Origin of the sequence: Streptomyces sp. NPDC091281 (assembly GCF_044757425.1) — a bacterium.
In the GTDB taxonomy this organism is placed as follows: Bacteria; Actinomycetota; Actinomycetes; order Streptomycetales; family Streptomycetaceae; genus Streptomyces.
In genome coordinates this window covers 134,852-159,628 of sequence record NZ_JBIVUY010000003.1, presented here as the reverse complement: position 1 = coordinate 159,628, position 24,777 = coordinate 134,852, and the positions used below count along the sequence as shown (strand labels likewise).

The 24,777-nt window shown below is 74.9% G+C and carries 21 protein-coding genes; 11 read left to right on the top strand and 10 right to left on the bottom strand.

The window, feature by feature from the left end:
- Positions 1-39: 39 nt before the first annotated feature.
- Positions 40-1,281, bottom strand: coding sequence for an urea ABC transporter substrate-binding protein (urtA, locus tag ACIQPQ_RS09540; RefSeq protein WP_401301943.1), 1,242 nt, complete (start codon positions 1,279-1,281; stop codon positions 40-42).
- Between the two features lie 243 nt (positions 1,282-1,524).
- Positions 1,525-2,637, bottom strand: coding sequence for a substrate-binding domain-containing protein (locus ACIQPQ_RS09535; RefSeq protein WP_401301940.1), 1,113 nt, complete (start codon positions 2,635-2,637; stop codon positions 1,525-1,527).
- Positions 2,638-2,759: 122 nt separating this feature from the next.
- Here ACIQPQ_RS09535 and ACIQPQ_RS09530 point away from each other — a divergent pair, with 122 nt between their 5' ends.
- Together ACIQPQ_RS09530 and ACIQPQ_RS09525 are read left to right on the top strand one after the other, a co-directional pair.
- On the top strand, positions 2,760-3,161 hold the full coding sequence (locus ACIQPQ_RS09530) for a MarR family winged helix-turn-helix transcriptional regulator (protein WP_401301938.1): 402 nt from the start codon (positions 2,760-2,762) through the stop codon (positions 3,159-3,161).
- 254 nt (positions 3,162-3,415) lie between these two features.
- The gene (locus ACIQPQ_RS09525) at positions 3,416-4,306 is read left to right on the top strand and encodes a glycoside hydrolase family 19 protein (RefSeq protein WP_401301935.1); all 891 of its coding nucleotides are present in this window, start codon (positions 3,416-3,418) and stop codon (positions 4,304-4,306) included.
- A 104-nt stretch (positions 4,307-4,410) separates the two neighbouring features.
- Here the strand turns inward: ACIQPQ_RS09525 and ACIQPQ_RS09520 are convergent, their stop codons facing one another.
- A complete protein-coding gene (locus ACIQPQ_RS09520; protein WP_401301932.1) occupies positions 4,411-5,169 on the bottom strand; it encodes an SDR family NAD(P)-dependent oxidoreductase in 759 nt (252 codons plus the stop codon).
- Positions 5,170-5,372: 203 nt separating this feature from the next.
- Between ACIQPQ_RS09520 and ACIQPQ_RS09515 the strand changes: the two genes are divergently transcribed.
- Complete coding sequence (locus ACIQPQ_RS09515; RefSeq protein WP_401301930.1) at positions 5,373-6,287, top strand: AraC family transcriptional regulator N-terminal domain-containing protein; 915 nt, start codon at positions 5,373-5,375, stop codon at positions 6,285-6,287.
- A 59-nt stretch (positions 6,288-6,346) separates the two neighbouring features.
- On the opposite strand, the gene ACIQPQ_RS09510 is transcribed toward ACIQPQ_RS09515, so the two are convergent.
- From ACIQPQ_RS09510 to ACIQPQ_RS09490, 5 genes are all read right to left on the bottom strand, one after another.
- Positions 6,347-6,928: a DUF4383 domain-containing protein gene (locus ACIQPQ_RS09510; protein ID WP_401301927.1), complete on the bottom strand. Its 582-nt coding sequence runs from the start codon at positions 6,926-6,928 to the stop codon at positions 6,347-6,349.
- Positions 6,929-7,013: 85 nt separating this feature from the next.
- Complete coding sequence (locus ACIQPQ_RS09505; RefSeq protein WP_401301924.1) at positions 7,014-8,705, bottom strand: FAD-dependent oxidoreductase; 1,692 nt, start codon at positions 8,703-8,705, stop codon at positions 7,014-7,016.
- Complete coding sequence (locus ACIQPQ_RS09500) at positions 8,702-9,430, bottom strand: class I SAM-dependent methyltransferase (protein WP_401301921.1); 729 nt, start codon at positions 9,428-9,430, stop codon at positions 8,702-8,704. Before ACIQPQ_RS09500 ends, ACIQPQ_RS09505 begins: the two co-directional genes overlap by 4 nt.
- A gap of 155 nt (positions 9,431-9,585) precedes the next feature.
- Positions 9,586-10,779 (bottom strand): lycopene cyclase family protein, encoded by a 1,194-nt coding sequence (locus ACIQPQ_RS09495; RefSeq protein ID WP_401301919.1) that lies wholly within the window; start codon positions 10,777-10,779, stop codon positions 9,586-9,588.
- Between the two features lie 313 nt (positions 10,780-11,092).
- Positions 11,093-11,716, bottom strand: coding sequence for a sigma-70 family RNA polymerase sigma factor (locus tag ACIQPQ_RS09490; protein WP_401301916.1), 624 nt, complete (start codon positions 11,714-11,716; stop codon positions 11,093-11,095).
- A 583-nt stretch (positions 11,717-12,299) separates the two neighbouring features.
- On the opposite strand from ACIQPQ_RS09490, the gene ACIQPQ_RS09485 reads away from it, so the two are divergent.
- From ACIQPQ_RS09485 to ACIQPQ_RS09465, 5 genes are read left to right on the top strand one after another with little or no spacing between them, the layout of a single operon-like run.
- Positions 12,300-13,727: a polyprenyl synthetase family protein gene (locus ACIQPQ_RS09485; RefSeq protein WP_401301914.1), complete on the top strand. Its 1,428-nt coding sequence runs from the start codon at positions 12,300-12,302 to the stop codon at positions 13,725-13,727.
- A complete protein-coding gene (gene crtI / locus ACIQPQ_RS09480) occupies positions 13,724-15,355 on the top strand; it encodes a phytoene desaturase family protein (RefSeq protein ID WP_401301912.1) in 1,632 nt (543 codons plus the stop codon). Before ACIQPQ_RS09485 ends, crtI begins: the two co-directional genes overlap by 4 nt.
- A complete protein-coding gene (locus tag ACIQPQ_RS09475) occupies positions 15,352-16,389 on the top strand; it encodes a phytoene/squalene synthase family protein (RefSeq protein ID WP_401301909.1) in 1,038 nt (345 codons plus the stop codon). The genes crtI and ACIQPQ_RS09475 overlap by 4 nt, the downstream gene beginning before the upstream one ends.
- On the top strand, positions 16,386-17,447 hold the full coding sequence (locus tag ACIQPQ_RS09470; RefSeq protein WP_401301907.1) for a DUF5914 domain-containing protein: 1,062 nt from the start codon (positions 16,386-16,388) through the stop codon (positions 17,445-17,447). The genes ACIQPQ_RS09475 and ACIQPQ_RS09470 overlap by 4 nt, the downstream gene beginning before the upstream one ends.
- Positions 17,444-18,703 carry a MerR family transcriptional regulator gene (locus ACIQPQ_RS09465; RefSeq protein WP_401301904.1) on the top strand — a complete coding sequence of 420 codons (1,260 nt, stop codon included), beginning with the start codon at positions 17,444-17,446 and terminating at the stop codon, positions 18,701-18,703. Before ACIQPQ_RS09470 ends, ACIQPQ_RS09465 begins: the two co-directional genes overlap by 4 nt.
- 44 nt (positions 18,704-18,747) lie before the next feature.
- On the opposite strand, the gene ACIQPQ_RS09460 is transcribed toward ACIQPQ_RS09465, so the two are convergent.
- On the bottom strand, positions 18,748-19,521 hold the full coding sequence (locus ACIQPQ_RS09460) for an SDR family NAD(P)-dependent oxidoreductase (protein ID WP_401301901.1): 774 nt from the start codon (positions 19,519-19,521) through the stop codon (positions 18,748-18,750).
- Positions 19,522-19,711: 190 nt separating this feature from the next.
- Here ACIQPQ_RS09460 and ACIQPQ_RS09455 point away from each other — a divergent pair, with 190 nt between their 5' ends.
- The 3 genes from ACIQPQ_RS09455 to ACIQPQ_RS09445 all read left to right on the top strand — a co-directional run bounded on the left by ACIQPQ_RS09455 (position 19,712) and on the right by ACIQPQ_RS09445 (position 23,377).
- Positions 19,712-20,401: a TetR/AcrR family transcriptional regulator gene (locus tag ACIQPQ_RS09455; protein ID WP_401301898.1), complete on the top strand. Its 690-nt coding sequence runs from the start codon at positions 19,712-19,714 to the stop codon at positions 20,399-20,401.
- 50 nt (positions 20,402-20,451) lie between these two features.
- Positions 20,452-21,780 (top strand): MFS transporter, encoded by a 1,329-nt coding sequence (locus tag ACIQPQ_RS09450; protein WP_401301895.1) that lies wholly within the window; start codon positions 20,452-20,454, stop codon positions 21,778-21,780.
- Positions 21,781-22,090: 310 nt separating this feature from the next.
- On the top strand, positions 22,091-23,377 hold the full coding sequence (locus ACIQPQ_RS09445; protein WP_401301892.1) for an N-acetylmuramoyl-L-alanine amidase: 1,287 nt from the start codon (positions 22,091-22,093) through the stop codon (positions 23,375-23,377).
- A gap of 100 nt (positions 23,378-23,477) precedes the next feature.
- On the opposite strand, the gene ACIQPQ_RS09440 is transcribed toward ACIQPQ_RS09445, so the two are convergent.
- The gene (locus ACIQPQ_RS09440) at positions 23,478-24,668 is read right to left on the bottom strand and encodes an MFS transporter (RefSeq protein WP_401301890.1); all 1,191 of its coding nucleotides are present in this window, start codon (positions 24,666-24,668) and stop codon (positions 23,478-23,480) included.
- Positions 24,669-24,777 lie beyond the last annotated feature (109 nt).

Genomic DNA, 24,777 nt, shown 5'->3' with positions numbered 1-24,777 from the left:
GGGACCGGAAGCGGCCGGTCCCCCGGGGACGGCGGACGGTCAGGACAGGCCGGAGGCCCAGTCGTAGCCCTTGAGGAAGGGGTCGGGCTTCACGGGCTCACCCGAGTTCCACACCTCGGTGATCAGGCCGTCGGTGCCGATCTTCCCGATCCGGGCCGTCTTGTGGATGTGCTGCGTCGCGCCGTCCACGGTGACCTTGCCCTCGGGCGCGTCGAAGGTGATGCCGTCCGAGGCGGCCTTCACCTTCTCCGGGTCGAAGGAGCCCGCCTTCGCCACCATCGCCGCCCACAGGTGCACCGACGTGTACGCGGCCTCCATCGGGTCGCTGGTCGGCTTGTCCTTGCCGTACTTCGCCTTGTACGCGGCGACGAACTTCTCGTTCGCCTCGCCCGGAGTGGTCTGGTAGTAGTTCCAGGCCGTCAACTGGCCCGCCAGGTACTGCGGTCCGATCGACTTGACCTCCTCCTCGGCGATCGACACCGACACCACCGGCATGCCCTTCGCGGTCAGGCCCGCGGACTTGTACTCCTTGAAGAACGCCACGTTGGAGTCGCCGTTGAGGGTGTTGAACACGGCGTCCGCCTTGGCGGCCTTCACCTTGTTGGCGATCGTGCTGAACTCCGTGGAGCCCAGGGGCGCGTAGTCCTCGCCGACCACCTTCAGCCCGTTGGCCTCGGCGTAGGCCTTGATCTCCTTGTTGGCGGTGCGCGGGAAGACGTAGTCGCTGCCGACCAGGTACAGCGTCTTCTTGCCCTGGCTCTTGAGGTAGTCGAGCGCCGGGACGATCTGCTGGTTGGTCGTCGCGCCCGTGTAGAAGATGTACGGCGACTGCTCCAGGCCCTCGTACTGCACCGGGTAGAACAGCAGCGACCGGTTCTTCTCGAAGACCGGCTTGACGGCCTTGCGGCTCGCGGAGGTCCAGCAGCCGAAGGTGGCCGCGACCTGGTCCTCCTTGATGAGCTTGGTGGCCTTCTCGGCGAAGGTGGGCCAGTCGGAGGCGCCGTCCTCGCTGATCGGCTTGATCTTCTTGCCGAGCACGCCGCCGGAGGCGTTGATCTCGTCGATGGCCAGCAGCAACGAGTTGCGGACGGTCACCTCGCTGATCGCCATGGTGCCGGAGAGCGAGTTGAGCAGACCGACCTTGACCGTGTCGCCGTCGGCGTCGATCTTCGCCGCCTTGTCGGACGACGAGCCGGCCGCGTCGGTCTTCGCGCCGCACGCGGAGAGCGCGACGACCGCCGCGAGCGCGCCACCGCCGGCCAGGACGCGACGACGGAGCATGGGTGAACCGCTGGACAAGACAAACCCCCTCGGATTTCGGAGGAGAGACCTCCTGAAGTGCGGTCCACAGCCTCAAGTCGGCCTGTTTCCGCGGTGTTTCACCGGACTTTCCCGGAGGCAACAAAAAAAGCCCTCCGGAGAGGGCGAGTTGGCGCGTCCGACGTCGTCCGGCCCGCCTTTCCCATTCGCCGTCGGCATTCCGGATACTTTCCGTGGGAAGCATCTCGGCGGCGATCCGGCCGGTCAGGGACGGGGCGTGTCCGGGTCCAGTTCGGTGAGGACGTCGAAGTCCGGGCCGTCCGCGCGGGCCAGGTAGATGCGCTGGCGGACGTGGCCGCCCCGCAGATGCAGCAGCCCGCGTGGTCCCTCGTAGGAGACGGTGTCGGCCTTCGCGCCGATCGCGGTCACGTCCAGGGAGCCCGCGCCGCGCAGCAGCGCCGCGAGCAACAGGACGCCCTCGTAACAGGATTCGCCCAGACTTCCCGGGGACGGCGCGTCGAAGCCGAAGCGGGTCGCGTACCGGCCGTGGAAGTCGAGGGTGTCACGGGTGGCGAGGGAGGCGAAGAACCCGGCCGTGCTGTAGAGGTCGGCGGTGGCCGAAGGGCCGCTCGCCAGCAGCATGTTCTCGTCCATCAGCGTGCTCAGCCGCAGACAGCGCGCGTCCAGGCCGTGGGCGGCGAACGCCCGGTTGAAGCGCACCGCGTCGCTGCCCACGAGGAGCAGCAGCACCGCGTCCGCGTCGGAGCGCTCGATGCGGCGCAGCACCGGCCCGAAGTCGTGGGTGCCCAGCGGCAGATACACCTCGCCGTCGATCCGGCCGCCGCTCTCGTGGGCGTAGGCGTGCGCGGCGCGGGCTGTGCGGCGGGGCCAGACGTAGTCGTTGCCGACGACGAACCAGCGGCGCACCCGGCGTTCGTGCGCCAGCAGCACCATCGCGGGCCGGAGCTGGTCGCGCGGCGTCTCGCTGGTGAGGAACACCCCGGCGGTGTGCTCGCCGCCCTCGTACAGCGCGGTGTAGACGTACGGCACCCGGTGGGCGACGCGCGGCGCGAGGGCCTGCCGTACCGAGGAGATGTGCCAGCCCGTCACGCCCTGCACGGCGCCCACGTCCACCAACGCCTCGACCTGGTCGGCGACTTCGCGGGGCGGGGCGCCGCCGTCGACGGGCACCAGCCGCACTTCGCGGCCGAGGACCCCGCCGTCCCGGTTGACCTCCTCCGCCGCGAGCCGCGCGCACAGCTCGCAGGCCGGTCCGAAGATCCCCGCCGGGCCCTGCATCGGGAAGACCAGGGCCACGCCGAGCACCGACCCGTCGGCCGTGAACCACTCGGGGGCGGGGGAACCGTGCCGGAACATGACGTCATGCTTCCGCGTCCGCCCGGTGAACTCCAGTCCGTCTCCTACGATGTACGCACCTCGTGACCTAGGAGCAGGATGCCGGGATGTCTCCCTCACCTTCGCGTGGCCCCCATGATCTGATGCGTCTCCTCACCCGGGCCGAACGGCTCGCGTCCCGGCGGGTGGAGAGCGCCCTCGACGAGGAAGGCTGCTCCCTGGAGACCTGGCGGGTGCTGTCGCTGCTCTCCGACGGCACCGGCCACCACATGACGGCGATCGCCGAGGCCGCCTTCCTGCCCCCGCCGACCCTCACCAAGCTCGTCGACCACCTCGTGGACCAGAACCTCGTCCACCGCCGCGTCGACCCCCTCGACCGCCGCCGCATCCTCGTCCACCTCACCCCGCGCGGTCGCGACCACTGGCGCCGCGCCGACCGCGCCGCCCGCCGCGCCTGGCCCGCCGTCGGCGGCACCGACGAGGACCTGCTGCGGGGGCTGCTCGGGCACCTGGCGGAGACCCTGGACGATTCCTCCCGCGTCTGACAGCCCGCCAACCCCTTACGTAACGGCCCGGGAAGCGGCGTGACTCGACGCCGTGACCTGCGCTCCTGCCTGCCCTCACCCCTCATATTGGTCTACACCCTTGACTGGTACAGACCAAAGCGGTTGAGTGTGCCTCCACACCCCCCACCACGGCCGGCCCCGTGCCGCGACCGGCGTCCGCCGGTGCGCTCGGAGGGCTCGCTGCGCCCTGCTCCCCGTCGGGGACGGCCGTGCTCCGCGAAGGAGTTGATCCCGTGTCGAGGCGCCACCTCTCCGCCGTCCTGACCGCGCTCGTCCTCGCAGGAAGCGCCCCGGTGCTCCTGCCCGCCGCGCCCGCGTCGGCCGCCGCCTGTTCCAGCTACCCGAACTGGGTCGCCGGGAAGGCCTACCGCACCGGTGACGTCGTCCGCTACACCGACGGCAAGGCCTACGTCGCCGAGCACGACAACCCGGGCTACGACCCGATCATCAGCACCTGGTACTGGGAGCCGTACGCCTGCGACTCCGGCAGCGGCACCCCCGTCGGCAGCTTCGTCGTCTCCGAGGCCCAGTTCAACCAGATGTTCCCGGGCCGCAACGGCTTCTACACGTACAGCGGGCTGCGGGCCGCCCTCAGCGCCTACCCGGGCTTCGCCACATCCGGCAGCGACACCACCAAGAAGCAGGAGGCCGCGGCCTTCCTCGCCAACGTCAGCCACGAGACCGGCGGCCTGGTCCACGTCGTGGAGCAGAACACCGCCAACTACTCCCACTACTGCGACTGGGGCCAGTGGTACGGCTGCCCCGCGGGCCAGTCCGCCTACTACGGGCGCGGCCCCATCCAGCTCAGCTGGAACTTCAACTACAAGGCGGCGGGCGACGCCCTCGGCATCGACCTCCTCAACAACCCCTGGCTGGTGCAGAACGACGCCGCCGTCGCCTGGAAGACCGCCCTCTGGTACTGGAACACCCAGTCCGGCCCCGGCTCCATGACCCCGCACAACGCCATCGTCAACGGCGCGGGCTTCGGCCAGACCATCCGCTCCATCAACGGCTCCCTGGAATGCGACGGCCGCAACCCGGCCCAGGTCCAGAGCCGGGTCACCAAGTACCAGCAGTTCACCCAGATCCTGGGCGTCTCCGCGGGCGGCAACCTCTACTGCTGACGCCGCGTCACCTCGTACGGGGAAGGGGCCGGGCGGTCGGCCGCCGCTCTGCGGAGCGTCGGCCGACCGCCTGACCTCGGGCGGGACGAACTGCCGTGCCGTAGCTAGAGGTTGTAGCCGCCCGACGCCTCGACGACCTGGCCCGTCACCCACGCGCTCTCCTCCGACGCCAGCGTGGCGATGACCGCGCCGATGTCGTCGGGCTCACCGAGGCGGCCCAGGGCCGTGCGGGCGGCCAGGCCCTCGATCACCTCGGGGAAGCGGCTGAAGGCGTCGTCGCCGAGCCGGGTCCTCGTCGGGCCCGGCGACACCGCGTTGACCCGGATGCCGCGCACGCTGAACTCCTTGGCCATGCACCGGGTCAGCACGTCCACCCCGCCCTTCATCGCCGCGTAGGCCGAGTAGCCGGGCTCCACCCCGTACGGGGCGGTCGAGCTGCTGCTCGTGTGGACGATCGCGCCGCCGTCGGCCAGCAGCGGGAGCAGCCGCTGCGTCAGGAAGTACGGACCCTTGAGCAGGACCCGCGCGAGCCGGTCGAAGTCCTCCTCCGTCATCCGCTCGACCGGCGCCGCGTGCGAGCTGCCCGCGTTGTTGACCAGCTGGTCGAAGGTGGTCCGCCCCCAGGTCGCGCCGAGGACCTCGGCGACGGAGTCGCGGAAGGCGTCGAACGTGCCGCTGTCCCCGAGGTCCAGCGGCAGCGCCACCGCCGTCCCGCCCTCCTTCTCGATCAGCGCGACGGTCTCCCGGCCGCCCTCCGCGTTGCGGCCGTAGGTCAGGATCACGCCCGCGCCGCGCCGGGCGAGGTGCAGGGCGGCGCTGCGTCCGATGCCCGAGCTGGCTCCGGTGACGACGGCGACCTTCATGGGTTCCTCCTGGATCAGGGGTGGGAATCGTTCCGTCCGCCGCGCGGACTCCTGCCCGCGGTACGGACTCTCGCTCACGGAAGAGCGACGTGATTCCATTGAACGGCTCTGACCAGGGGAAACGTTAGAACGATGCTCGCTGCCGCTTGCACGATCCTCTCGCGTGCGGGAGTGAGGGCCGGGCGGCGTGCTGGAATGCCGGTATGACCCCCGCGCTCCTGGACGAGTTCCGCGCCCTGCTCGAACGGCACGCCCGACCCGACTGGACCACCGCGATCGACGGCGTCCTCATCTCCCGCGTGGACCGGTCCGACCCGTCCGCGCCGTCCATGACCGGCACGGTGCTGGCGGTCATCGCGCAGGGCGCCAAGCGCCTCGCCCTCGGCGACCGGGTGTACGAGTACGGCGCGGGCCAGTACCTCGTCGCCTCCGTCGATCTGCCCGTCACTGGGCACTTCGTCGACGCGTCCCCCGACCGGCCCGCCCTGGGCTTCGGCCTCACCCTCGACCCCTCGGCCGTCGCCGACCTCCTGTTGCGCGCCGGACCGGGGGACACGCCCCGCGACGCCGGGGGCGCCCCACCCGGCATCGCCGTCAGCGACGCCCCGGACGCCCTCCTGGACGCGGTGGTCCGGCTGCTGCGGCTCCTCGACGCGCCGCGCGACCGGACCGTCCTCGCGCCCCTCGTGCAACGCGAGATCCTCTGGCGGCTCATCACCGGCGAACAGGGCGCGACCGTACGGCAGTTGGGGCTCGCCGACAGCGGGCTGAGTCATGTCGCGCGGGCGGTGGGCTGGATTCGTGAGCACTACGCGCAGCCGTTCAAGGTGGCGGACGTGGCCGGGCTGTGCGGGATGAGCGTCTCCGCGTTCCACCGCAACTTCCAGGCGGTCACCGCGATGAGCCCCATCCAGTTCCAGAAGCAGATCCGCCTCCAGGAGGCCCGCGTCCTGCTCACCACCCACCCCCACGACGTCACGGCCGTCGGCCGCCGCGTCGGCTACGACAACGCCTCGCAGTTCAGCCGCGAGTACCGGCGCCAGTTCGGGGAGGCGCCCAGCAAGGACGCCGCCCGGCTGCGCGACGAGGCGCGCGGTCCGGCCGGCGTCCTGCCCTGAGCGGGCGCGGGGGAAGGGGAGGAGGGATGCGGGGTGCGGGGCGCCGGGGTGGGGGCGGGTCAGCCGTGGCCGCCCGGGGCCGGGGTGAGCGCGGGTCCGGCGGTGCCCGCCGGACCCGGCAGCCCCGGCCGGTCGGAGGTGGCGGCGGCGCGCCGCCGGGCCAGGGACTCCCGGGCCGCCTCCCGCGGGTGACGGCGGCGCCAGTACGGGTTGTCGTGCGACAGCTTGCTGGAGACCCGCCCGTACATCCCGAACGTGAGGATCACCAGCCCCATCACGAAGCTGAACATCACGTTGGTCATGCCGAAGTCGAGCACGTTCGCCGACCGGTCGAGGATGAAGACGTGGACGAAGCCGCTGAGCAGGAACAGCGACCCCACCACCATGTTCAGCGTGGACGCGACGTTCCCGCCCACCACGCCGCCCGCGACCAGGGCCAGCCCGACCACGACCGAGATGAGGCTGAGCACGCCGTTCGTGGTCAGCCCCGCCACCTGCTGACCGTCGGTGTCGAACGGCGTGAGGGCGTCGGCGAAGCCCAGCGAGCCGAAGACCAGCAGGACCACACCGCAGAACGCGGCACCGTAGCGGTACACCCGGGCGAGCCGGTGGTCGACGGGGAGTTCGTCACGGAGTCTCATGGCGGTTCCTTTCCGGCCGGGGCGACCGTGCGGCCCCCGGCCGGAAAGGAACCGGGAGCCCTCAGGGGCGCCGCGCGGCGCCCGATCACCCCCTATTCCGGACAGATGCCGCATCCGGTTGCGGGCGGTCGGGTGAATCTGCGGCCCTGTCGCCCGCCGACCGCCCGCCCGGAACGCCCGCCGGACCGCCGGACCGCCCGCCGCCGCGACCGGTGCCCGCGCCCGCCCGGCCCGACAGAGCCCGCAGCACGGCGCCCCGCCCCCGGTTCGGGACGGTCCACAGCGTCTGCCCCCGTACCCCCCACCGCTCCAGCAGTGCGTTGGACGCCAGGAAACCGCTGGTCGCGGCCCGCTCCATCAACGCCACCGGGAGATCCGTACGGACCAGGTCGCCCGCCACCACCAGCCCCGGATCGGAGGTACGGACGGTGGGCCGGTCCGCGTGGCCGCCGACCGGGAACATGGGGCAGTCGGCACGCCACTCGTGCCGCTCGTCGACGACCCGCGCCGTGCGGGTCTCGGGGTAGACCCGCCGCAGCTCCTCCAGCAGCCGCCTGCGTTCCGCCTCCGGCGAGGCGCCCGCGCCGAGCGCGTAGGCGTGCAGCTCCACCACCGAACCGCCGGTCCGCCCGGCCCAGCGCGCGGCCTCGCCCTCCCAGCGGTCCAGCACGCTCACGTTGTCGAGCGAGCCGTACCCGGCGGTGCCCAGGAACCCTGGACGGTCGGCCGCCACCGGACGGTCCAGCCAGAGCCGGGACACCAGGAACGGCGGGGCCGTCCGCAGCCGGTCCACCCGCTCCCGCCACGCCTCGTCGCCCAGACCGGGCGACCGCCCGACGAGGGTCCGCAGGCCGGGCGTGTCGAGCGCCAGGACCACGGTGTCGTACACCTGTTCCCCGTCGGTCGTCGCGACGGCGAACCGGCCGCCCGGCGCGGGGGTGACGCTCTCGACCGCCGTGGACGTCCGGACCTCCGTGCCGTGCCGCTCCAGATAGCGGGCCAGCGGATTCCACAGCGCCTGCGGGAACGGCTCGCGCGGCACGTCGAAGAGAAGCCCCTCGGCCGAACCGAGGAAGTAGATGTGGAACATCAGCACCATCTCCGCCGCCGACAGCTCCCGCGGATCGGCGAAGAAACTCCGCGAGAACACCTCGAACGCCAGGTGCCGGGCGGCCTCCGGGAAGCGGATCGACTCCAGGAAGTCGTGCGCGCTGACCCCGTCCAGCCGCTCGTACACCTCCGGCACCCGCACGTCGAGCAGCGGCAGCGCCGCCACCGGGTTCATCCGCAGCAGGTCACGGGCGCCGAAGCTGGGGCTCAGCGCCACGAACCCCAGCGCGCTCCAGGGCGGGGTGCGCGGCACCCGGCGGAAGCTGTCCCGCAGGCCCGCGCCGTGCTCCAGCGGATAGTCCGGCAGCGGCACCAGCCGCCCCAGGCCGGGGTCCGTACGGCGCAACAGGCCCCGCAGGTTGTAGTACTGGCGGAAGAAGGCGTGGAAGCCGCGGGTCATGGTGGCGGTCGAACCGTCGCCGAGCGTCACGGCCCGGCCGGACAGCCGCCCGCCGAGGCCCGCCTCCCGCTCGTACACGGTCACCCGCACCCCCCGCTCCGCGAGGCCGGTCGCGGCGGCCAGGCCCGCGATGCCCCCGCCGATCACGGCCGTGCTGCGCGGCTCCGGTCCGACCCGGTCGGCCCCGGCGGGCGCGGGCAGGACCACGGCCCGCCGGTCCCGCCCGCGCCGGGCGGTCCCCGCGGCGGACGTACGGCCGCGGCTCACCGGGCACCCTCCGGCAGGTCGGCGCGGCGCGCGACGATCGTGTGCGTGATCCCGGTCTGCCAGCCGGGCAGCGGCAGCACCCGCACCCGGTCGAACCCGGCGTCGCGCACCCGCTCCGCGAACGCGCCCGCCGTGTCGAACTCCACCACGCTGCGCCACAGGTGCCGGTACAGCGGTCCGTCGCCGAGCGCCGTCGCCACCGGCAGCACGAACCCGCCGCACACCGCCGTCCACACCGCCCGGTCCCTCCGGCGCCCGCTCAGCGTGTACTCGTGCACGCCCAGCCGCCCGCCCGGCGCCAGCAGAGCGCGCACGGTGCCCAGCACCCCGTCGGGGTCGGCCGTGTTGCGGAACAGGTAGGCCGCGAACACCGCGTCGAACGGCCCGTGCACGCCGACCTCGCCGAGGCGCTCCGCCGGGGTGTGCAGGAACGTCACCCCGGGCGGCCACGGCTTGGCCGCCGCCCGCTCTAGCATCCCGGCGGAGGCGTCCACCGCGGTGATCTCCGCCCCCGGCAGCACGGCGGCCAGGGCGGCGGTCGACGCGCCCGTCCCGCACCCCAGGTCCAGCACCCGGCGCCCCGCGCCGCCGTCCGGCAGCCCCAGACGGCGGGCCGACCGGCGCAGATGCGCGTGGTAGCCGGGATTCGCGGCCACCAGCGTGTCGTAGCTACGGGAGGCGTGGTCGAAGGCGACGGCCAGATCCGCGTCGCGCAGCACGGTCATGAGGGCTCCTGAATCTTGGACAGCGGGGGGTGGGGTGGTGCGGGGTGGGGGAGGTGGTGCGGGGTGGCGGTCGGGGGGTCGGCTGCCGGGGTTCGGCTGAGGCCGGTGGCCCCGGGTCCGGCACGTCCCAGGGGGTCGCTACGGGCAGGGGGTCGCTACGGCCAGGGGGCCGGGCGGCGGGGGAGGAACGGCACCTCCGCCGCCGTGCGGAGCATGGGCAGGACGGGGACGTGCGCCCCGATGGAGAGGTCCTCGCGCAGCCCGGTCCGGCCGTCGAGGAACCGCAGCAGCCGCTGCGCGGGCACCTGGGCGAAGAGCCGTGCGAAGAACGCGGCACCGTCGACCCGCCCCGCGTCGAGGGCGCGCAGCATCACCGCGTCCATGAAGCGGGAGCGCGCCGAGTGCGCGGGCGGCGGGACCGGCCGCCGTCCGGCGCGCAGCGCCGACGCGACGGCCGCGACCTGCCGTTGCGCGGCGGCGAAGGTGTAGCCGGTCGAGGGGCGGGTGGCGCCGCCCGCCGCCCCGATCCGGAAGACCGACTCGCCCGTGCGGCGGGCGAACACGGCGTCCGTCATCGGGATCACCCCCGACTCGGTCGCCACCACCTCGAAGCCGCCCAGCCCGAGGACGTCACGCGTGTAGCGGCGCAGCGCGGCCTCGTAGCCGGTGCGGGACAGGACGGTCCCGGAGAACTCGGTGTACTCCACGAGCGCCAGGTCGGGGGCGAGCGGCAGCACGTACCCGAAGGACAGGCCCCGGGCGGGCTGCGGGGTGCGGAAGTCCATCAGGTCCGCCACCGCCGGGTCGAACACCGGCCGCCCGGTCCGCACGAACCAGCCGTGGAAGTGCTGGAGCAGCGTCGTGCGCGCGGCCGGGAGGCTGCCGAGGGGCCGGGAGTCGAAGACCCACCGCGCCCGTACGGGCCGGGGGCGGCCGTCGGCGTCGTACGCGAGGATCTCGGCGCCGCCGGGCACGCCCTGCACGCACTCCACCGTCGCCTCCAGCCGCCGCACGGTCGGCGCGTCGGCCAGCCGCCGGTCCACGAACCGCTCGAAGTCGGCGGAGCGGATCATCTTGTAGCGCAGCGGCGCGAGGCCCGTGTCGTGGCGCCGACCGCGCGGCCCGTGCACCCGCAGCCGCTCCCAGGACGCGGCCACCACCGGTTCGTACGGGCCCGCGCCCGCCTCCCAGAAACACCAGGTCCGCTCGGGCGGACGCCGGGGGCCCGGCGGGGCCTCGATCAGGGTGACCGTCGGCGCGGCCCGGCCGGGGCCCGTGCGGGCCAGCCGGTACGCCAGGGAGAGACCGGCGGCCCCCGCGCCCACGATGGCCACCTCCGACTCGATCACCGGATCTCCCTCTCCACGCGCCCGCGGAGCCGCCTCGGCGACCCCGGCCGTCCCTTCCGCCGCCAGCATTCCGGGAGCGGGGCCGGAACGGATGCAGGCGGGGCGGGGCGGGCGCGCCGCATCCGTGGTGCGGCGAAGTGGGGGGCGGGTCGGGGTGGGGTGAGCGGATGGGCCTTCCTGTGCGGTCGCAGCGGTCGCGCAGCGGTTGCCTCGGCGTGAGGCGTTCGCGGAGTGCCAATGGCGTTCCTGGGCCGCCTTCACGGGTCCGGGCGGGCGACCGGGGCCGCCCTTGCTCCGATCGTCCGGCCCCGCCTCAGGCCGCCCGGACTTCCGGCGTCTCGCCGATCCAGTGGGCGAGGCGGTGCAGGCCGCGGCGGGCGTGGCTCTTGACGGTGCCCAGGGGCCAGCCGGTGAGCTGGGCGATCTGGGTCTGGGTGAGGTCGTCGTAGAAGGCGAGGCTGAGGACCCGGCGCTGCGGCGACGGGAGCTTCGCCAGCTCCTGCCCGATCAGCACCCGGTCCAGGACCGACTCCGGCTGGGCGGCGGGGTCCTCCCCGGCGAGGGAGACGGTGGCGCCGACGGCCGCCACCAGGTCGGCGCGGCGGGTCCGGGCGGACAGAGCGTCGGCGATCTTGCGGCGGGTGATCCCCACCAGCCACGCGGCGAGCGGGCCCCGCTCGGGCGCGAAGTTGCCGCGGCCCTGCCACGCGGCCAGGAACACGGCCTGCGTGACGTCCTCCGCCTCGCGGGAGTCGCCCAGGGTGCGCCGGGCGAGCGTGTGGACCAGGCGGCCCCAGCGGTGGTAGGCCGCGGACAGGCAGGCCTCACTGCCCGCGGCGAACCCGGTGGCCAGCTCGGCGTCGGTGAGCGACTCCTCCACCGGCGTCCACGGCCGGCCGACGTCGACGGTCGTCTCGGCGGTCTGACGTGCGGTCATGGTGACTGCTCCTCCTGGCCGGCGTTCCCCGTCCCCGCGGTGGGTGCGGTGGCCGGACGTCCGGAGCGCTCCGCGGCGGTCCCGCCCGAAGACGGTTCCGCCGGTGGGTGCCACGTCCTTCCGGCTTCTCCCACCCTGCGGAGGGTGCGGGGGAGGCGGCAACTTGCATCGACTGTGCATCGTATTGCCGGGCCGGTCCCTCGCAAACGCGGCATAACGGTGCGAAGGAACCCCGGAAACGCCGCGTGCCCGCTCGCGAAGCGATGCGCGGACGTCGCGAAACGACGCGCGCCCGCTCGGAAAACGATGCGCCCACGCCCTGAAAGCGATGCGCGGCACTCCGAAAACGACACGCCCAAGCCTGGAAATCGACGCACGTACGCCCGCCGGAGGCGACGCAGCCGCCCGGAAAGGGGCCAATCACGGCGATACGCCCGGTCGTCGGTGAGGCTGTCGGTGCGGTCGTGGCCCCCGGGACCCGCGATCCCGTACGCCGGTCTCGCGCCGCGTGCATCCACGAGTGACCCGTCCGGGGAAGACCAAGCGACCCGCCACCCCCCGAAGACGCACGAGAGGAACCGGAATGCGTTCGACCGACACGAGGGACCACGGCGCCGCCGGGCCGCTGTCCGGCTGCGCCCGCGGGTCCTCTCAGGTCCCGCACGACACCGATCCGCTCCCTCCCGACCGTCCCGTGCCCGGCCCCGCCGACGAGGTCCCCGGACCGGCCGGCCGCCCGGAGCGGCCCTTCCCGGCGGACGCCCGTGACGTCCACGCCGCCGACCGGGACGTCCCGGCCGCCGTGGGCCGCGTCCTGCGCACCGTGCTCGACGGGCAGCTCGCCGGGGCCGAGTCCCTCGACCCGGTGTTCGCGCAGGACATCGCCCGGCGGGTCGCCCGGTTCACCCTCGACGGCGGGAAACGGCTGCGCTCCCAGCTCGTGTGGTGGGCGTGGCGGGCCTGCGGCGGCACCGACCCCGAGGACGCCCGGACCGCCCTGCGCGTCGGCGCCGCCCTCGAACTCATCCAGACCTGCGCGCTCGTCCACGACGACCTCATGGACGGCGCCCGCGTCCGCCGCGGCCGCCCCGCCCTGCACGCCGACGTGACCGCGCAGTACGCGCCCGCCGTGCCCGGCGCGGACGGCGAACGCCTCGGGCAGGCCGCCGCGATCCTCGCCGGGGACCTCGCCCTGGCCTGGGCGGACGACCTGATCGCCGCCGCCACCGACGACCCGGCCCTGCTGCGGCGGGTGCGCGAGGTGTGGCGCCCGCTGCGCACCGAGATGGTCGCCGGGCAGTACCTCGACGTCCAGGGCCAGGCGACCTCGGCCCGGTCCGTGGCCCGCGCCGTGCGCACCGCCTGCCTCAAGAGCGCCCTCTACACCGTGGAGCGCCCCCTCGGTCTGGGCGCCGCCGTCGCGGGCGCCGACGCCGTCACCACCCACGCCCTGTGCTCGGCGGGCCGCTGCGTCGGCATGGCGTTCCAGCTCCGCGACGACCTCCAGGACGTGTTCGGCGACAGCGGCCGCACCGGCAAGCCCTCCGGCGGCGACCTCCGCGACGGCAAGCCCACCTACCTCGTCGCCGTCGCCCGAGCCCGTGCCGAGGCCTCCGGCGACCACGCCGCGCTCGCCGTGCTGCGCCGCTGCGTCGGCGCGCCCGACCTGTCCGCCGCCGACCTCGACCGGGTCCGCGAGATCCTGGTCGGCACCGGCGCCCGCGACCTCGTCGAGGCCAAGATCGCCCGCCTCGCCGAGCAGGGCCTGCGGCACATCGACGGCGCCGTCCTCGAAGCCGCACCCCGGCGCCGCCTCGACCGGCTGCTGCGGACGGCGGCGGGCCTGCCGACCGGCGAACCGGCCCCCGGACACCCGGCCTCCCGGCACGCGGGAGCCGGACACCCGACGTCCGGACCCGCGGAGCCCGGACATCCGGACCCGGGACCCGGTGAGCCCGGGATCGCCGTCTCGCTGGCGATGGCCGCGGGCGCGGAAGGGGCGGGCCGATGAGGACGGTCCGCGGACGCACCGACCACGTAGTGGTCGTCGGGGCGGGCCTGTCCGGTCTGGCGGCCGCCCTCCACCTGCTCGGCGCGGGCCGCCGCGTCACCGTCGTCGAACGCGACCCGCTGCCCGGGGGCCGCGCCGGACGCCTCGACCGCGCGGGCTACCGCATCGACACCGGCCCGACCGTGCTCACCATGCCCGACCTCGCCGACGAGGCGTTCGCCGCGGTCGGCGACAGCCTCTACGACCGGGTCGACCTGGTCCCGCTGCACCCGGCCTACCGCGCCCGGTTCGCCGACGGCAGCAGCCTCGACGTCCACACCGACGCCGCCGCGATGGAGGCCGAGGTCGAGCGGTTCGCCGGCGCCCGCGAGGCCGCGGGCTACCGGGACTTGCGCCGCTGGCTGGAGCGGCTGTACCGGGTCCAGTTGCGCCGCTTCATCGACGCCAACTTCGACTCCCCGCTCGACCTGCTCGGCCCCGACCTGGCCCGCCTCGCCGCCCTCGGCGGCTTCGGCCGCCTCGACCCCCGGATCGGCCGCCACCTCTCCGACGAACGCCTGCGCCGCGTCTTCTCCTTCCAGGCGCTCTACGCGGGCGTCGCCCCCGAACGCGCCCTCGCCGCCTACGCGGTGATCGCCTACATGGACACCGTCGCGGGCGTCTGGTTCCCGCGCGGCGGCATGCACGCCGTGCCGCGCGCCATGGCGGACGCCGCCGCCGCGGCCGGGGCCGACCTGCGGTTCGGGCAGACCGTCACCGAGCTGGAACGCTCCGGCTCCCGGATCACCGCGGTCGTCACGGCCGACGACCGCATCCCCTGCGACGCCGTCGTCCTCACCCCCGAACTCCCCGTCGCCTACCGGCTCCTGGGCCGCGCCCCGCGCCGCCCCACCCGCCTCACCCACGCCCCCTCCGCGGTCGTCCTGCACGCCGGTACCGACCGCACCTGGCCCGAACTCGCCCACCACACGCTGTCGTTCGGCGCCGCCTGGCACCGCACCTTCGACGAACTCACCCGCACCGGCGACCTGATGACCGACCCGTCCCTCCTGATCACCCGGCCCACCGCCACCGATCCGGACCTCGCGCCGCCCGGCCGCCACCTCCACTACGTCCTCGCGCCCTGCCCCAACACCACCGTCGGCCCCGACGCCACCGCCTGGGGCGAACTGGGCCCCCGCTACCGCGACAGCGTCCTCGCCGAACTCGACCGCCGCGGCCTGCACGGCTTCGCCTCCGCGATCGAGGAGGAGTGCCTGGTCACCCCCGCCGACTGGACCGCCCAGGGCCACGCCGCGGGCACCCCGTTCTCCGCCGCCCACACCTTCCCGCAGACCGGCCCGTTCCGGCCCCGTAACCTGGTGCGCGGCGCCGACAACGCCGTCCTCGCGGGCTGCGGCACCACGCCCGGCGTCGGCGTGCCGACCGTGCTGATCTCCGGCAAGCTCGCCGCCGCCCGCATCACCGGCGGCGCCCCGTCGGCCCGCGGCGCCCACGCCCGTACCGCGTCCGCCCGTGCCGAGGCCTCTCGTACGGCGTCCGCCCGTACGGCCGCGTCCCGTTCGGCGTCCGCCGGGGCCGAGGCTTCCCGCACCGACCGTCCCACGACCGAGGAGATCCCTTCATGACCGCCCGCGAGCTGGACGCGGCAGGGATCACCGACCCCGCCCTGCGCGACGCGTACACCCGCTGCCGCGCCCTCAACGCCCGCCACGGCAGGACGTACTTCCTCGCCACCCGCCTGCTGCCCGTCGACCGCCGCCCCGCCGTGCACGCCCTCTACGGGTTCGCCCGCTGGGCCGACGACATCGTCGACTCCCTCGACCCCGGCCTCACCACCGCACAGCGCGCGACCGCCCTCGCCACGCTCGACCTCCGCCTGGAGCGCGGACTGCGCGACGGCCGCAGCACCGAACCGGTCGTCCTCGCCCTCGCCGACACCGCCCGCCGCCACGGCATCGACCCGCGCCTCTTCACCGACTTCATGGCCTCCATGCGCAGCGACCTGGAGGTCACCGACTACCCGACCTACGCCGACCTCGACGGCTACATGCACGGCTCGGCCGCCGTCATCGGCCTCCAGATGCTGCCCGTCCTCGGCACCGTCGTCCCCCGCGCCGAGGCCGAGGCACCCGCCGCCGCCCTGGGCGTCGCCTTCCAGCTCACCAACTTCCTGCGCGACGTCGGCGAGGACCTCGACCGCGGCCGGGTGTACCTCCCCGCCGACCTGCTCGCCGCGCACGGCGCCGACCGCGACCTGCTCCTGTGGAGCCGCCGCACCGGCCGCCCCGACCCGCGCGTCACCGCCGCGCTGCGCGCCGCCGAGGACCTCACCCGCGCCGTCTACCGCACCGCCGCGCCGGGCATCGACCTCCTCGACCCGGTCGCCCGCCCCTGCATCCGCACGGCGTTCGTGCTCTACTCCGGCATCCTCGACGCCATCGCCGAGGACGGCTACAAGGTCGTGCACCGCCGGGCCGTCGTCCCCCGGCGCCGCCGCCTGGCCGTCGCCTCCGGCGGGCTCCTCGCCGTCGGCGCCGCCCGCCTCGCCGCCCGCACCGGCCTGCGCCGCCCCACCACGTACCCGTCCGCGCCCGCCGCTCCCGTCCCCGTGACCGGCCGCGACGCGGCCGCGTCCCCCGTCTCCGAGGAGGTCGCGTGACCCCCCGACCCCCGGAGCGCCGGGGCCGGTTCCCGCTCAGCCTGCGCCGCTCGCCCGTCGCCTGGGACCGGCAACGCCCCACCTGGCGCGACGCCAAGCCCGCCGTGATCGCCGGGGCCCTCAAGCGGGCCCAGGCCCGCCCGTCCGGGAACTGGTACGTCGTCGGCGCCTCCCGCGACGTCCGCGACGACCGGCCCCTCGGCCGCACCGTCGAGGGCCGCGAACTCGTCCTGTGGCGCGACGCCTCCGGCCGAATCGTCGCCGGACCCGGCGTCTGCCCCCACCTCGGCGCCCCGCTCCGCTCCAGCCCGGTCCGCTGCGGCACCCTCGTCTGCCACTGGCACGGACTCGCCCTGGACGGCGCCCCGTTCGCCGGGTGGGAGCCCCTGCCGACGCACGACGACGGCGTCCTCGTCTGGGTACGGCTGGACGAGGTCGGCGGCGAGGAACCCCTGCCCGCACCGGTCGTCCCGGCCCGTCCCGACCTGCCCGGAGCCCTGGAGGCCGTCTACACGGGCGTCGGCGTGTGCGAGCCCGAGGACGTCGTCGCCAACCGCCTCGACCCCTGGCACGGGGCGTGGTTCCACCCGTACTCCTTCGTCGACCTCACGGTCGTCGACGTACCCGCCCGGCGGACCGGGACCGGCACGGAGACCGGGACCGGGACCGATGCGGGGACCGGGGCCCCGGCCGACGACGGGTTCGCCGTCGACGTGTCGTTCAAGGTCGCCGGGCGGCTCGTGGTGCCGGTGCGGGCCGTGTTCACCGCCCCCGAACCCCGCACCGTCGTCATGCACATCACCGAGGGCGAGGGGGAGGGCTCCGTCGTCGAGACCCACGCGACGCCGCTGGGCCCCGACGCCCTCGGGCGGCCCCGGACGGCGGTCGTCGAGGCCGTCGTCGCCGCCTCCGAACGGCGCGGCTTCGCCGTCGCCCGCCGCATGGCGCCCCTGCTGCGCCCCGCGATGCGCGCGGCGGCCGGCCGCCTCTGGCGCGACGACCTCGCCTACGCCGAACGCCGCTGGCGCCTGCGCTCCACAGGACGCTTCCCGGGATGAGCACCGTGAGCGAGGTGAGTCAGGTGGGCGGGGTGAGCGAGGTGATCGGCATGAACGGCGCGACCGCCGACGTGAACGGCGCGACCACGCGGCACACCCCCCGGAGGCCGGCCAAGGCCGCGACCCTCCACCGACCCGACGGGGTGCCCGACGCGGACCCGGGCCCCGAGGTGTCCACGGCCGACGGCGCCGGTGCCGCCGTCACCACCGGCTCCCTCGCCCGCAGGCTCGGCGTCTCGCCCACCACCCTGCGGTCCTGGGACCGCCGGTACGGCATCGGCCCCGCCGTCCGCGCCGACGGCAGGCACCGCCGCTGGTCGCCCCGCGACGTCTCCATGCTGATGGAGATGTGCCGCCTGACGGCAGCGGGCGTCCCCCCGGCGGAGGCCGCCCGCGCCGCGAAGTCCCAGCTCTACGCCACCGCCACCGCCACCGCCCCCACTACGGTCCCGGCCACCGACGGGGAGGGACCGGACCGCCCGCGGCAGCCCGGCGGGACGGCGCCCGAGCCGACTCCCACAGCCACTCCGGCCCATGCTCCTGCTCCCACCCCCGACCCCGCGCCCGCACCCGCACCCGTAGACCCCCGGCATGCGAGCCGGGGCCTGGCCCAGGCGGGCGTCCGCCTGGACGCGGTGGCGGTCCAGGACCTGCTCTCGCGGGCGGTCGCACGGTACGGCCTGGTCACCGCCTGGCACGAGGTGATGATGCCCGCCCTCCAGGCGGTCGGCCGCCGCTGGGAGTCCTCCGACGACCGCTACGTCGAGGTCGAGCACCTGCTGTCCTGGCACATCTCCGCGACCCTGCGCCACGCCTACGTCAGCCACACCACCGAGGGCGCCGACACCGACGCGGCACCCGTCCTGCTGAGCTGCCTCCCCGGCGAGCAGCACACCCTCCCGCTGGAGGCCCTCGCCGCCGCGCTCGCCGCGGCGGGCCGCCCGGTGCGGATGCTGGGCGGCTCAGTTCCCGGCGAGGCACTGGTGGCCGCCGTACGACGGCTCGGTCCGTCCGCCGTCGTGCTCTGGTCCCAGTCCCGGGCCACCGCCAGCGAACCCCTCGCCGACCACATCGCCGCCACCCGCTGGGGCGTACGCGGCGCCCGGTCCCGCCCCCTGGTCCTCCTGGCCGGGCCGGGCTGGGGCACCAGGCCCCGCGCGGGCCTCAACCGCCCCCACAGCCTGCTCGACGCCCTCCGCCTGATCACCGCGCCCGCGTCGCCGACGGGGGGTGGGGCGGGGGCCGACGAGATGTGAGGCACCACGGCGTTCCGCGTGCGAGGCCCGGATCGCACGCGTGCCTAGGCGGCGGCGATCACCGCCGCCCCCGTGCGGCCCCCGTCGACGTCCACCACCGTGCCGTGCACGAAGGACGCCTCGTCCCCGGCGAGCCAGACCGCCGCCCGCGCGATGGCCTCCGGGGTGCCCATGGCGCCGTAGGGCGTGCCCTTCATCATCACCTCGCCGGGGTGGGGCGGCTCGCCCTCCGGCGCGGGCTCCTGGACCACGCCCGGCGAGATCGCGTTCACCCGCACCCCGCGCGGCCCGAACTCGGCGGCCCAGGCGCGGGTGAGGGTCTCCATCGCGCCCTTGGTGGAGCTGTAGAGCGCGCCGACCGGGACGCCGAGCCGTGCGATCCACGACCCCAGGTTGACGATCACCCCGCCGCCGGACTCCGCCATGACCGGCGCCACGGCGGCCGTCAGGAAGAACGGCGCCTTCACGTTCACGGCGTACACCCGGTCGAACATCGCCTCGTCGGTGGTGACCGTGGTCGCTCCGGGGTAGATGCCCGCGTTGTTCACCAGGATGTCGATCCGCCCGCCGAGCGCGGCGCGGGCCCGTTCCGCGAGGTCACGGGAGGCGTCGGCGCTGCCGTCGAGATCCGCCGCCACGAACTCGGCCCACCCGCCGGCGGCCCGGATGCCCGCCACCACCTCCGCGCCCCGCTCCGCACTCCGCCCCGACACGACGACCCGGGCCCCCTCCGCGGCGAACGCCTCCGCGATCGCCCGCCCGATGTTGCTCGTCGACCCCGTGATCAGTGCCGTCCTGTCCTTCAGCCGCTCGCCCATGGCGTCGCCGTTCCCTTCCGTACGTCCGTAGGCCCCGCCTGCGCGGCGGGTGCGCCCCACTGTGCGCCGCAGGAATTGGACCGGCAAGTCCAGAAAGGAGAGCCATGGTGGCATGCGGGCGGCGGCGTAGAGTGGACTCGCCGGTCCAGTGAAGGTGGGATCGGAACGAGTCACGTACACGGAGGCCGGGATGGCGTCGACAGTCCCCAGTACCGCCAAGGGCAGGGCCACACGCGCCCGTATCGTCGCGGGCGCGGCCGAGGTGCTGCGCGAGCGCGGTGTCGCCCTCGCCACCCTGGACGACATCCGCGACCGCACCGGCACCAGCAAGAGCCAGCTCTTCCACTACTTCCCCGACGGCAAGGACGAACTACTGCTGGCAGTGGCCCAGTTCGAAGCCGACCGGGTCCTGGAGGACCAGCAGCCGCACCTCGACCGGCTCGACTCCTGGGACGCCTGGTACCGGTGGCGCGACGCCGTCCTCGACCGCTACGAACGGCAGGGCGACCACTGCCCGTTGGGTGCCCTCTTCCTGCAAGTGGGCCGCGACCGGCCCGGGTCCCGCGCCATCGTGACCACCCTCATGCGGCAGTGGCAGGACCGCCTCGCCGACGGCATCCGCGCCCTGCGCTCCGGCGGACTCGTCGCGTCCGGCATCGACGCGGACCGCACCGCCGCCGCCCTCCTCGCGGGCATCCAGGGCGGCGTCGCCATCATGATGTCCACCGGCGACACGACCCACCTCACGGCAGCCCTCGACACGGGCATCGCGAACCTGAGGGCGTCGGCGGGCGGGGGAGAGGCCGTGGTGGCGGGCATGGACGGTGGTGGCCAGGCCCGGCTGGAGCCCGCCGCCAAATCCGGTGGATCACCACCGTGACGCGACGTACGGTCCGGGGACGGTGACGTCGTCGGGAGAGGGGATGCCGAATGGCATGTCCGGATCTCCCCGCGCCGCGTGGCGTCGAGGAGGGCGGACCGCCGGGCCCCTCCAGCCCCTCCGGCCCTCCCGGTCTGTGGCGGGACCCCGATTTCCGCCGACTGTGGATCGGGCAGACGTTCTCCCAACTCGGTGAGCACACCGCGCTGGTGGTCCTGCCGCTGGTCGCCGTCCTGACGCTCCACGCCGACGCCGGACAGGTGGGCGTCCTGCGCGCCGTGGGTCAGGCACCGGTCCTGCTGCTCGCGCTCCTCGTCGGCGCGTGGGTGGACCGGTGGCGGGCCCGCACGGTGATGGTGCTGGCGGACGCGGGCCGGGCGCTGGTCCTGGCGGCCGCCGCGTGCGCCGTGTTCCCGGGCGGCGCGGGACTGCCCGTGCTGTGGGGGGTGGCCCTCGGCGTCGGCGCGCTGTCCGTGTTCTTCGACATCGCCTACCAGACCTCCCTCGTACGGCTGGTGCGGCGCGATCAGCTCGTCGCGGGCAACAGCGCGCTGGAGGGCAGCCGTTCCGCCGCGCAGATCGGCGGACCGGCTCTCGGCGGCGCGCTGCTGTCGCTCCTGTCGGCGCCGGTCGCCGTCGCCTCCGGCGCGGTGTTCTTCGCGCTGTCGTTCCTGTCGCTCCGGCGCATCCGGCGGAGCGAGACGGTCCCCGAACCGGTCGGTCCCCCGGACCGCTCGCGGCGTCCGCCGCACACGGTGCGGCGCGTCCGTCAGGGCCTCCGCTTCGTCGTCGGCGACACCGCGCTGCGGACCGTGTGCCTCGCCTCCGCCGCCTTCCAACTGTCGTTCGCGGCGGCGATGACCGCTTGTCTGGTCTTCCTGCCACAGGAACTACGGCTCTCCGGCGCCACCGTCGGAGTGGTCCTCGCCGCCGGTGGGCCGGGCGCGCTGCTGGGCTCGGCCCTGGCCGCCCGGCTGCCCCGCCGCTTCGGGTACGGCAGGGTGCTCGTGGGCGCGGCGGTCCTCGGCGACGGCGCGTACCTCTGCGTCCCCGCCCTGCACGGGTCATCCGCCGCCACGGTCACCGGGCTCGTCGTGGTCCACCTCGTGTTCGGGGCGGGCGGCCAACTGGTCAACGTCACGGTCATGGCCGTCCGCCAGGCGCTCACCCCGGACGCCCTTCAAGGCCGCGTCGCCGCCACGATCACCTTCGTCGGTATGGGAGCCGCCCCGCTCGGCTCCCTGCTGGGAGGCCTCCTCGCGCAGGAGTGGGGCGCGCGCACCGGCCTGGCCGTCGCGGCGGCCGCCATGCTGCTCTCACCCGCCCTCATGGCCCTGTCCCCGCTGGCCCGGCTGGGCAGAACCCTGCCGACGCCGTAGCGGATGTCGGCCCGTCGCCGCGGGTGCCGCCGGACCCCCGGTGCGCCCTGTCCCTGCGCCGGGCGGCCCTGTCCCTGCGCGGGGCGCCCGCCTCGGGCCGTCGCCCGGCTCGTACCACCGCACGCGCGGCGCGCGCCACGCCGGGACGACCCCGGCGACGTGAGCCGTCCGGACGAACCCTGTCACCCACAGGGGCCGTGAAGGCGCGCCGCGTGCTTCCCGCGCATGTCGACAAACCGATGCATCTCTTGCGGTCCGCGCGCCTGCGGGCGGTTCTCCATCAGGTCAAGGGCAGCAGGGGAGTTCACACGTGTGGAGCAAGGTGTATCTGGTCGCGGCGGCCGCCGTCGGAGTCATGGCACTCCAGGCGTCGCCCGCGCCCGCCACTCAGCAGGAGCCCACGAACCGCGCGCCGGAGGCGGTGCCCGCGCACACCGAGCAGCGTGCCGTACGGGTCCTGCCCGACCGGCGGGCCGCCGTGCTGCCGGCCGCCGAGACCGGCCCGTTCAGCATGCTCGGCGTCACCTGGGACGACCCGGAGTCGGCGCTCGTCGGCCGGGTCGAGGTCCGCACCCGTGACGCCCTGACCGGCGCCTGGACCGAGTGGCGGCGGCTCGACGGCGACGACGGCCGCAGCGAGGAGTCCGCCCGCCGGGGCGGCACCGACCCGCTCTGGGTCGGCCCCTCGAACGGCGCCGAGGTCCGCATCGCCGCCGACGCCGACCAGGCCGCCGGACTCCCGGCCGGGCTCCGGCTCGACCTGATCGACCCGCGCGCTGCGTCCGCCCCGCAGCCGGGCCCGGAGACCGTCACGCAGGGCGCGCCCGGCACGTCGGCCGCAGCGCCCCGTCCGGCGATCGTGTCCCGCGCGGGCTGGGGCGCCGACGAGTCGATCAGCCCCGCCTCGGCCGTCTACACGCCGAGCGGCAAGATCAAGGCCTTCGTGGTGCACCACACCGCCGGGTCGAACAACTTCACCTGCGCGCAGGCGCCGTCCGTGATCCGCGGCGTCTTCGCCTACCACGTGCAGCAGCTCGGCTGGCGCGACATCGGCTACAACTTCCTGGTCGACACCTGCGGCACGATCTACGAGGGCCGCAAGGGCGGCGTGGACCGGGCGGTGCTCGGCGCGCACACCTACGGCTTCAACTCCCAGACGTCCGGCGTCGCCGTCCTCGGCGACTACTCGACCAAGGCCCCGCCCGCCGCGGTGACCTCCGCGCTGTCGAAGCTGGCCGCCTGGAAGCTCGGCCAGTACAGCGTCAAGCCGAACACGACCACCACCCTCGCCGCGGGCGCCGACGGCGGCAATTACTTCCACAAGACCTGGAAGCTGAACGCCTCGCTGAGCTTCCCGACGATCTTCGGCCACCGCGACGGCTTCAACACCGAGTGCCCCGGCGACAAGCTCTACGCCGCCCTCCCGGCCATCCGCAGCCAGGCCGCGGCCGTCCGCACCACGGCGGCCGAGGAGGCGGACGGCCAGGCGTCGTCCCCGACCCTCGTCGCGGCGGACGACACCGCCGCGACCGACACCGCCGCGACCGACACCGTGTCGCACGACGCCGCCGCCCACGGCGGCACGTCCACCGGCTGACAGACAGACGGAGAGGCGGGGCAGCAGGGACCGACGGGTGCGGGGCGCACGCGGCCACCAGGCCGACGTACGCCCCGCTCTTGCGTGTCCCCGCCCCCGCTCACCCCTGTGACGGCAGCGGCCGCCGTACGAGGTAGGCGGCCGCCGCGGCGACGAGGGTCGCCATGCAGGCGATGAAGACCAGGCCCGCCCCCTCCAGCCCCATCGGCTCCGACAGCACGCCGACGCCGATCACGGGCAGCGAGATGCCCGTGTACGCCACCACGAACAGCGTCGAGATCACCGCGGCCCGCCGGTCGGCGGGCGACGCCCCGGCCACCGCCGACAGCGCGCCCCGGAACGCCAGGCCCTGCCCGATGCCACCGACCACCGCGCTCAGCACCACCAGGACGAGCAGTTCCCACCACAGGGCGCCCGCGAGCAGCGCGAGCCCGGCCAGCAGCGCGGCGCACCCGAGCGGCAGTGAACGCCGGGCGCCCACCCGGCCGACGAGGAGCTGGCCGAGCGTCGAGGCGAAGAACGCCGACGCCACGATCAGGCCGCTCACCGCGTGACCGGTCACGTCCAGGGACTCCGCGAGGAACGCGGGGCTCACCGACGTGAACACCCCGAACAGCGCGAACCCCACGAACGAGGCGAGCGCGGCCGGACCGAACACGCTCCGCACCTGCGCGGGCAGCGCGGGCCGCTGCGGCCGTACCGTCGACAGCGGGTGCCGCTCCCGGACGGTCTCCGGGAGCCGGGCGAGCACCGCGGACGAGCAGGCCACCAGGGCGAGATGCACCGCGAACGGCAGGTGGAGCGGCCAGGGCGCGTACTGGGCGAGCAGGCCCGCGAGGAGGGGACCGCAGCCCAGGCCGCCCATGTTCGCGGCGGTCGCCACCAACGTCGCCCGCGGCCCGCCGCCGGACGGCGCCAGGTCCATCACGTACGCCGTGGCCGCTCCCGTGAACAGCCCGGCCGACAGACCCGACAGCAGCCGACCCGCGAACAGCCAGCCCAGCGACGTCGCGCACAGGAAGCAGACCGCGCTGGCCGCCGCGCACGCCAGCCCCCACTGGAGCACCACCCGCCGCCCCACCCGGTCGGAGGCGTCACCGACCAGCAGCAGCGCGCCGATCACGGCGAACGCGTACACGGCGTACACCACCGTGACCATCAGCTCCGAGAAGCCGAACTTGTCCGAATACAGCCCGTACAGAGGGGTCGGCAGCGTCGTGCCCGCCATGCAGACGGCGAACACGGCCCCGCCCAGGAGACACCGCGTCCACCCCCGGTGATCAGCGTCCATGGCGCCGACCGTAACCCGCCCCACCGCGCGCCCCCGCCGCGACGTGCCGGGCGTCTCCGTCCCCGGACGGTCAACCTCCGGCGTCCCGCACCCGTCTCAGCTGGTGAAT

Excerpts from the sequence above, each read along its gene's own strand:
- urtA (WP_401301943.1), bottom strand. The coding sequence starts at position 1,281 with ATGCTCCGTCGTCGCGTCCTGGCCGGCGGTGGCGCGCTCGCGGCGGTC.
- ACIQPQ_RS09535 (WP_401301940.1), bottom strand. The coding sequence starts at position 2,637 with ATGTTCCGGCACGGTTCCCCCGCCCCCGAGTGGTTCACGGCCGACGGG.
- ACIQPQ_RS09530 (WP_401301938.1), top strand. The coding sequence starts at position 2,760 with ATGCGTCTCCTCACCCGGGCCGAACGGCTCGCGTCCCGGCGGGTGGAG.
- ACIQPQ_RS09520 (WP_401301932.1), bottom strand. The coding sequence starts at position 5,169 with ATGAAGGTCGCCGTCGTCACCGGAGCCAGCTCGGGCATCGGACGCAGC.
- ACIQPQ_RS09515 (WP_401301930.1), top strand. The coding sequence starts at position 5,373 with ATGACCCCCGCGCTCCTGGACGAGTTCCGCGCCCTGCTCGAACGGCAC.
- ACIQPQ_RS09510 (WP_401301927.1), bottom strand. The coding sequence starts at position 6,928 with ATGAGACTCCGTGACGAACTCCCCGTCGACCACCGGCTCGCCCGGGTG.
- ACIQPQ_RS09500 (WP_401301921.1), bottom strand. The coding sequence starts at position 9,430 with ATGACCGTGCTGCGCGACGCGGATCTGGCCGTCGCCTTCGACCACGCC.
- ACIQPQ_RS09490 (WP_401301916.1), bottom strand. The coding sequence starts at position 11,716 with ATGACCGCACGTCAGACCGCCGAGACGACCGTCGACGTCGGCCGGCCG.
- ACIQPQ_RS09485 (WP_401301914.1), top strand. The coding sequence starts at position 12,300 with ATGCGTTCGACCGACACGAGGGACCACGGCGCCGCCGGGCCGCTGTCC.
- crtI (WP_401301912.1), top strand. The coding sequence starts at position 13,724 with ATGAGGACGGTCCGCGGACGCACCGACCACGTAGTGGTCGTCGGGGCG.
- ACIQPQ_RS09475 (WP_401301909.1), top strand. The coding sequence starts at position 15,352 with ATGACCGCCCGCGAGCTGGACGCGGCAGGGATCACCGACCCCGCCCTG.
- ACIQPQ_RS09465 (WP_401301904.1), top strand. The coding sequence starts at position 17,444 with ATGAGCACCGTGAGCGAGGTGAGTCAGGTGGGCGGGGTGAGCGAGGTG.
- ACIQPQ_RS09460 (WP_401301901.1), bottom strand. The coding sequence starts at position 19,521 with ATGGGCGAGCGGCTGAAGGACAGGACGGCACTGATCACGGGGTCGACG.
- ACIQPQ_RS09455 (WP_401301898.1), top strand. The coding sequence starts at position 19,712 with ATGGCGTCGACAGTCCCCAGTACCGCCAAGGGCAGGGCCACACGCGCC.
- ACIQPQ_RS09450 (WP_401301895.1), top strand. The coding sequence starts at position 20,452 with ATGGCATGTCCGGATCTCCCCGCGCCGCGTGGCGTCGAGGAGGGCGGA.
- ACIQPQ_RS09440 (WP_401301890.1), bottom strand. The coding sequence starts at position 24,668 with ATGGACGCTGATCACCGGGGGTGGACGCGGTGTCTCCTGGGCGGGGCC.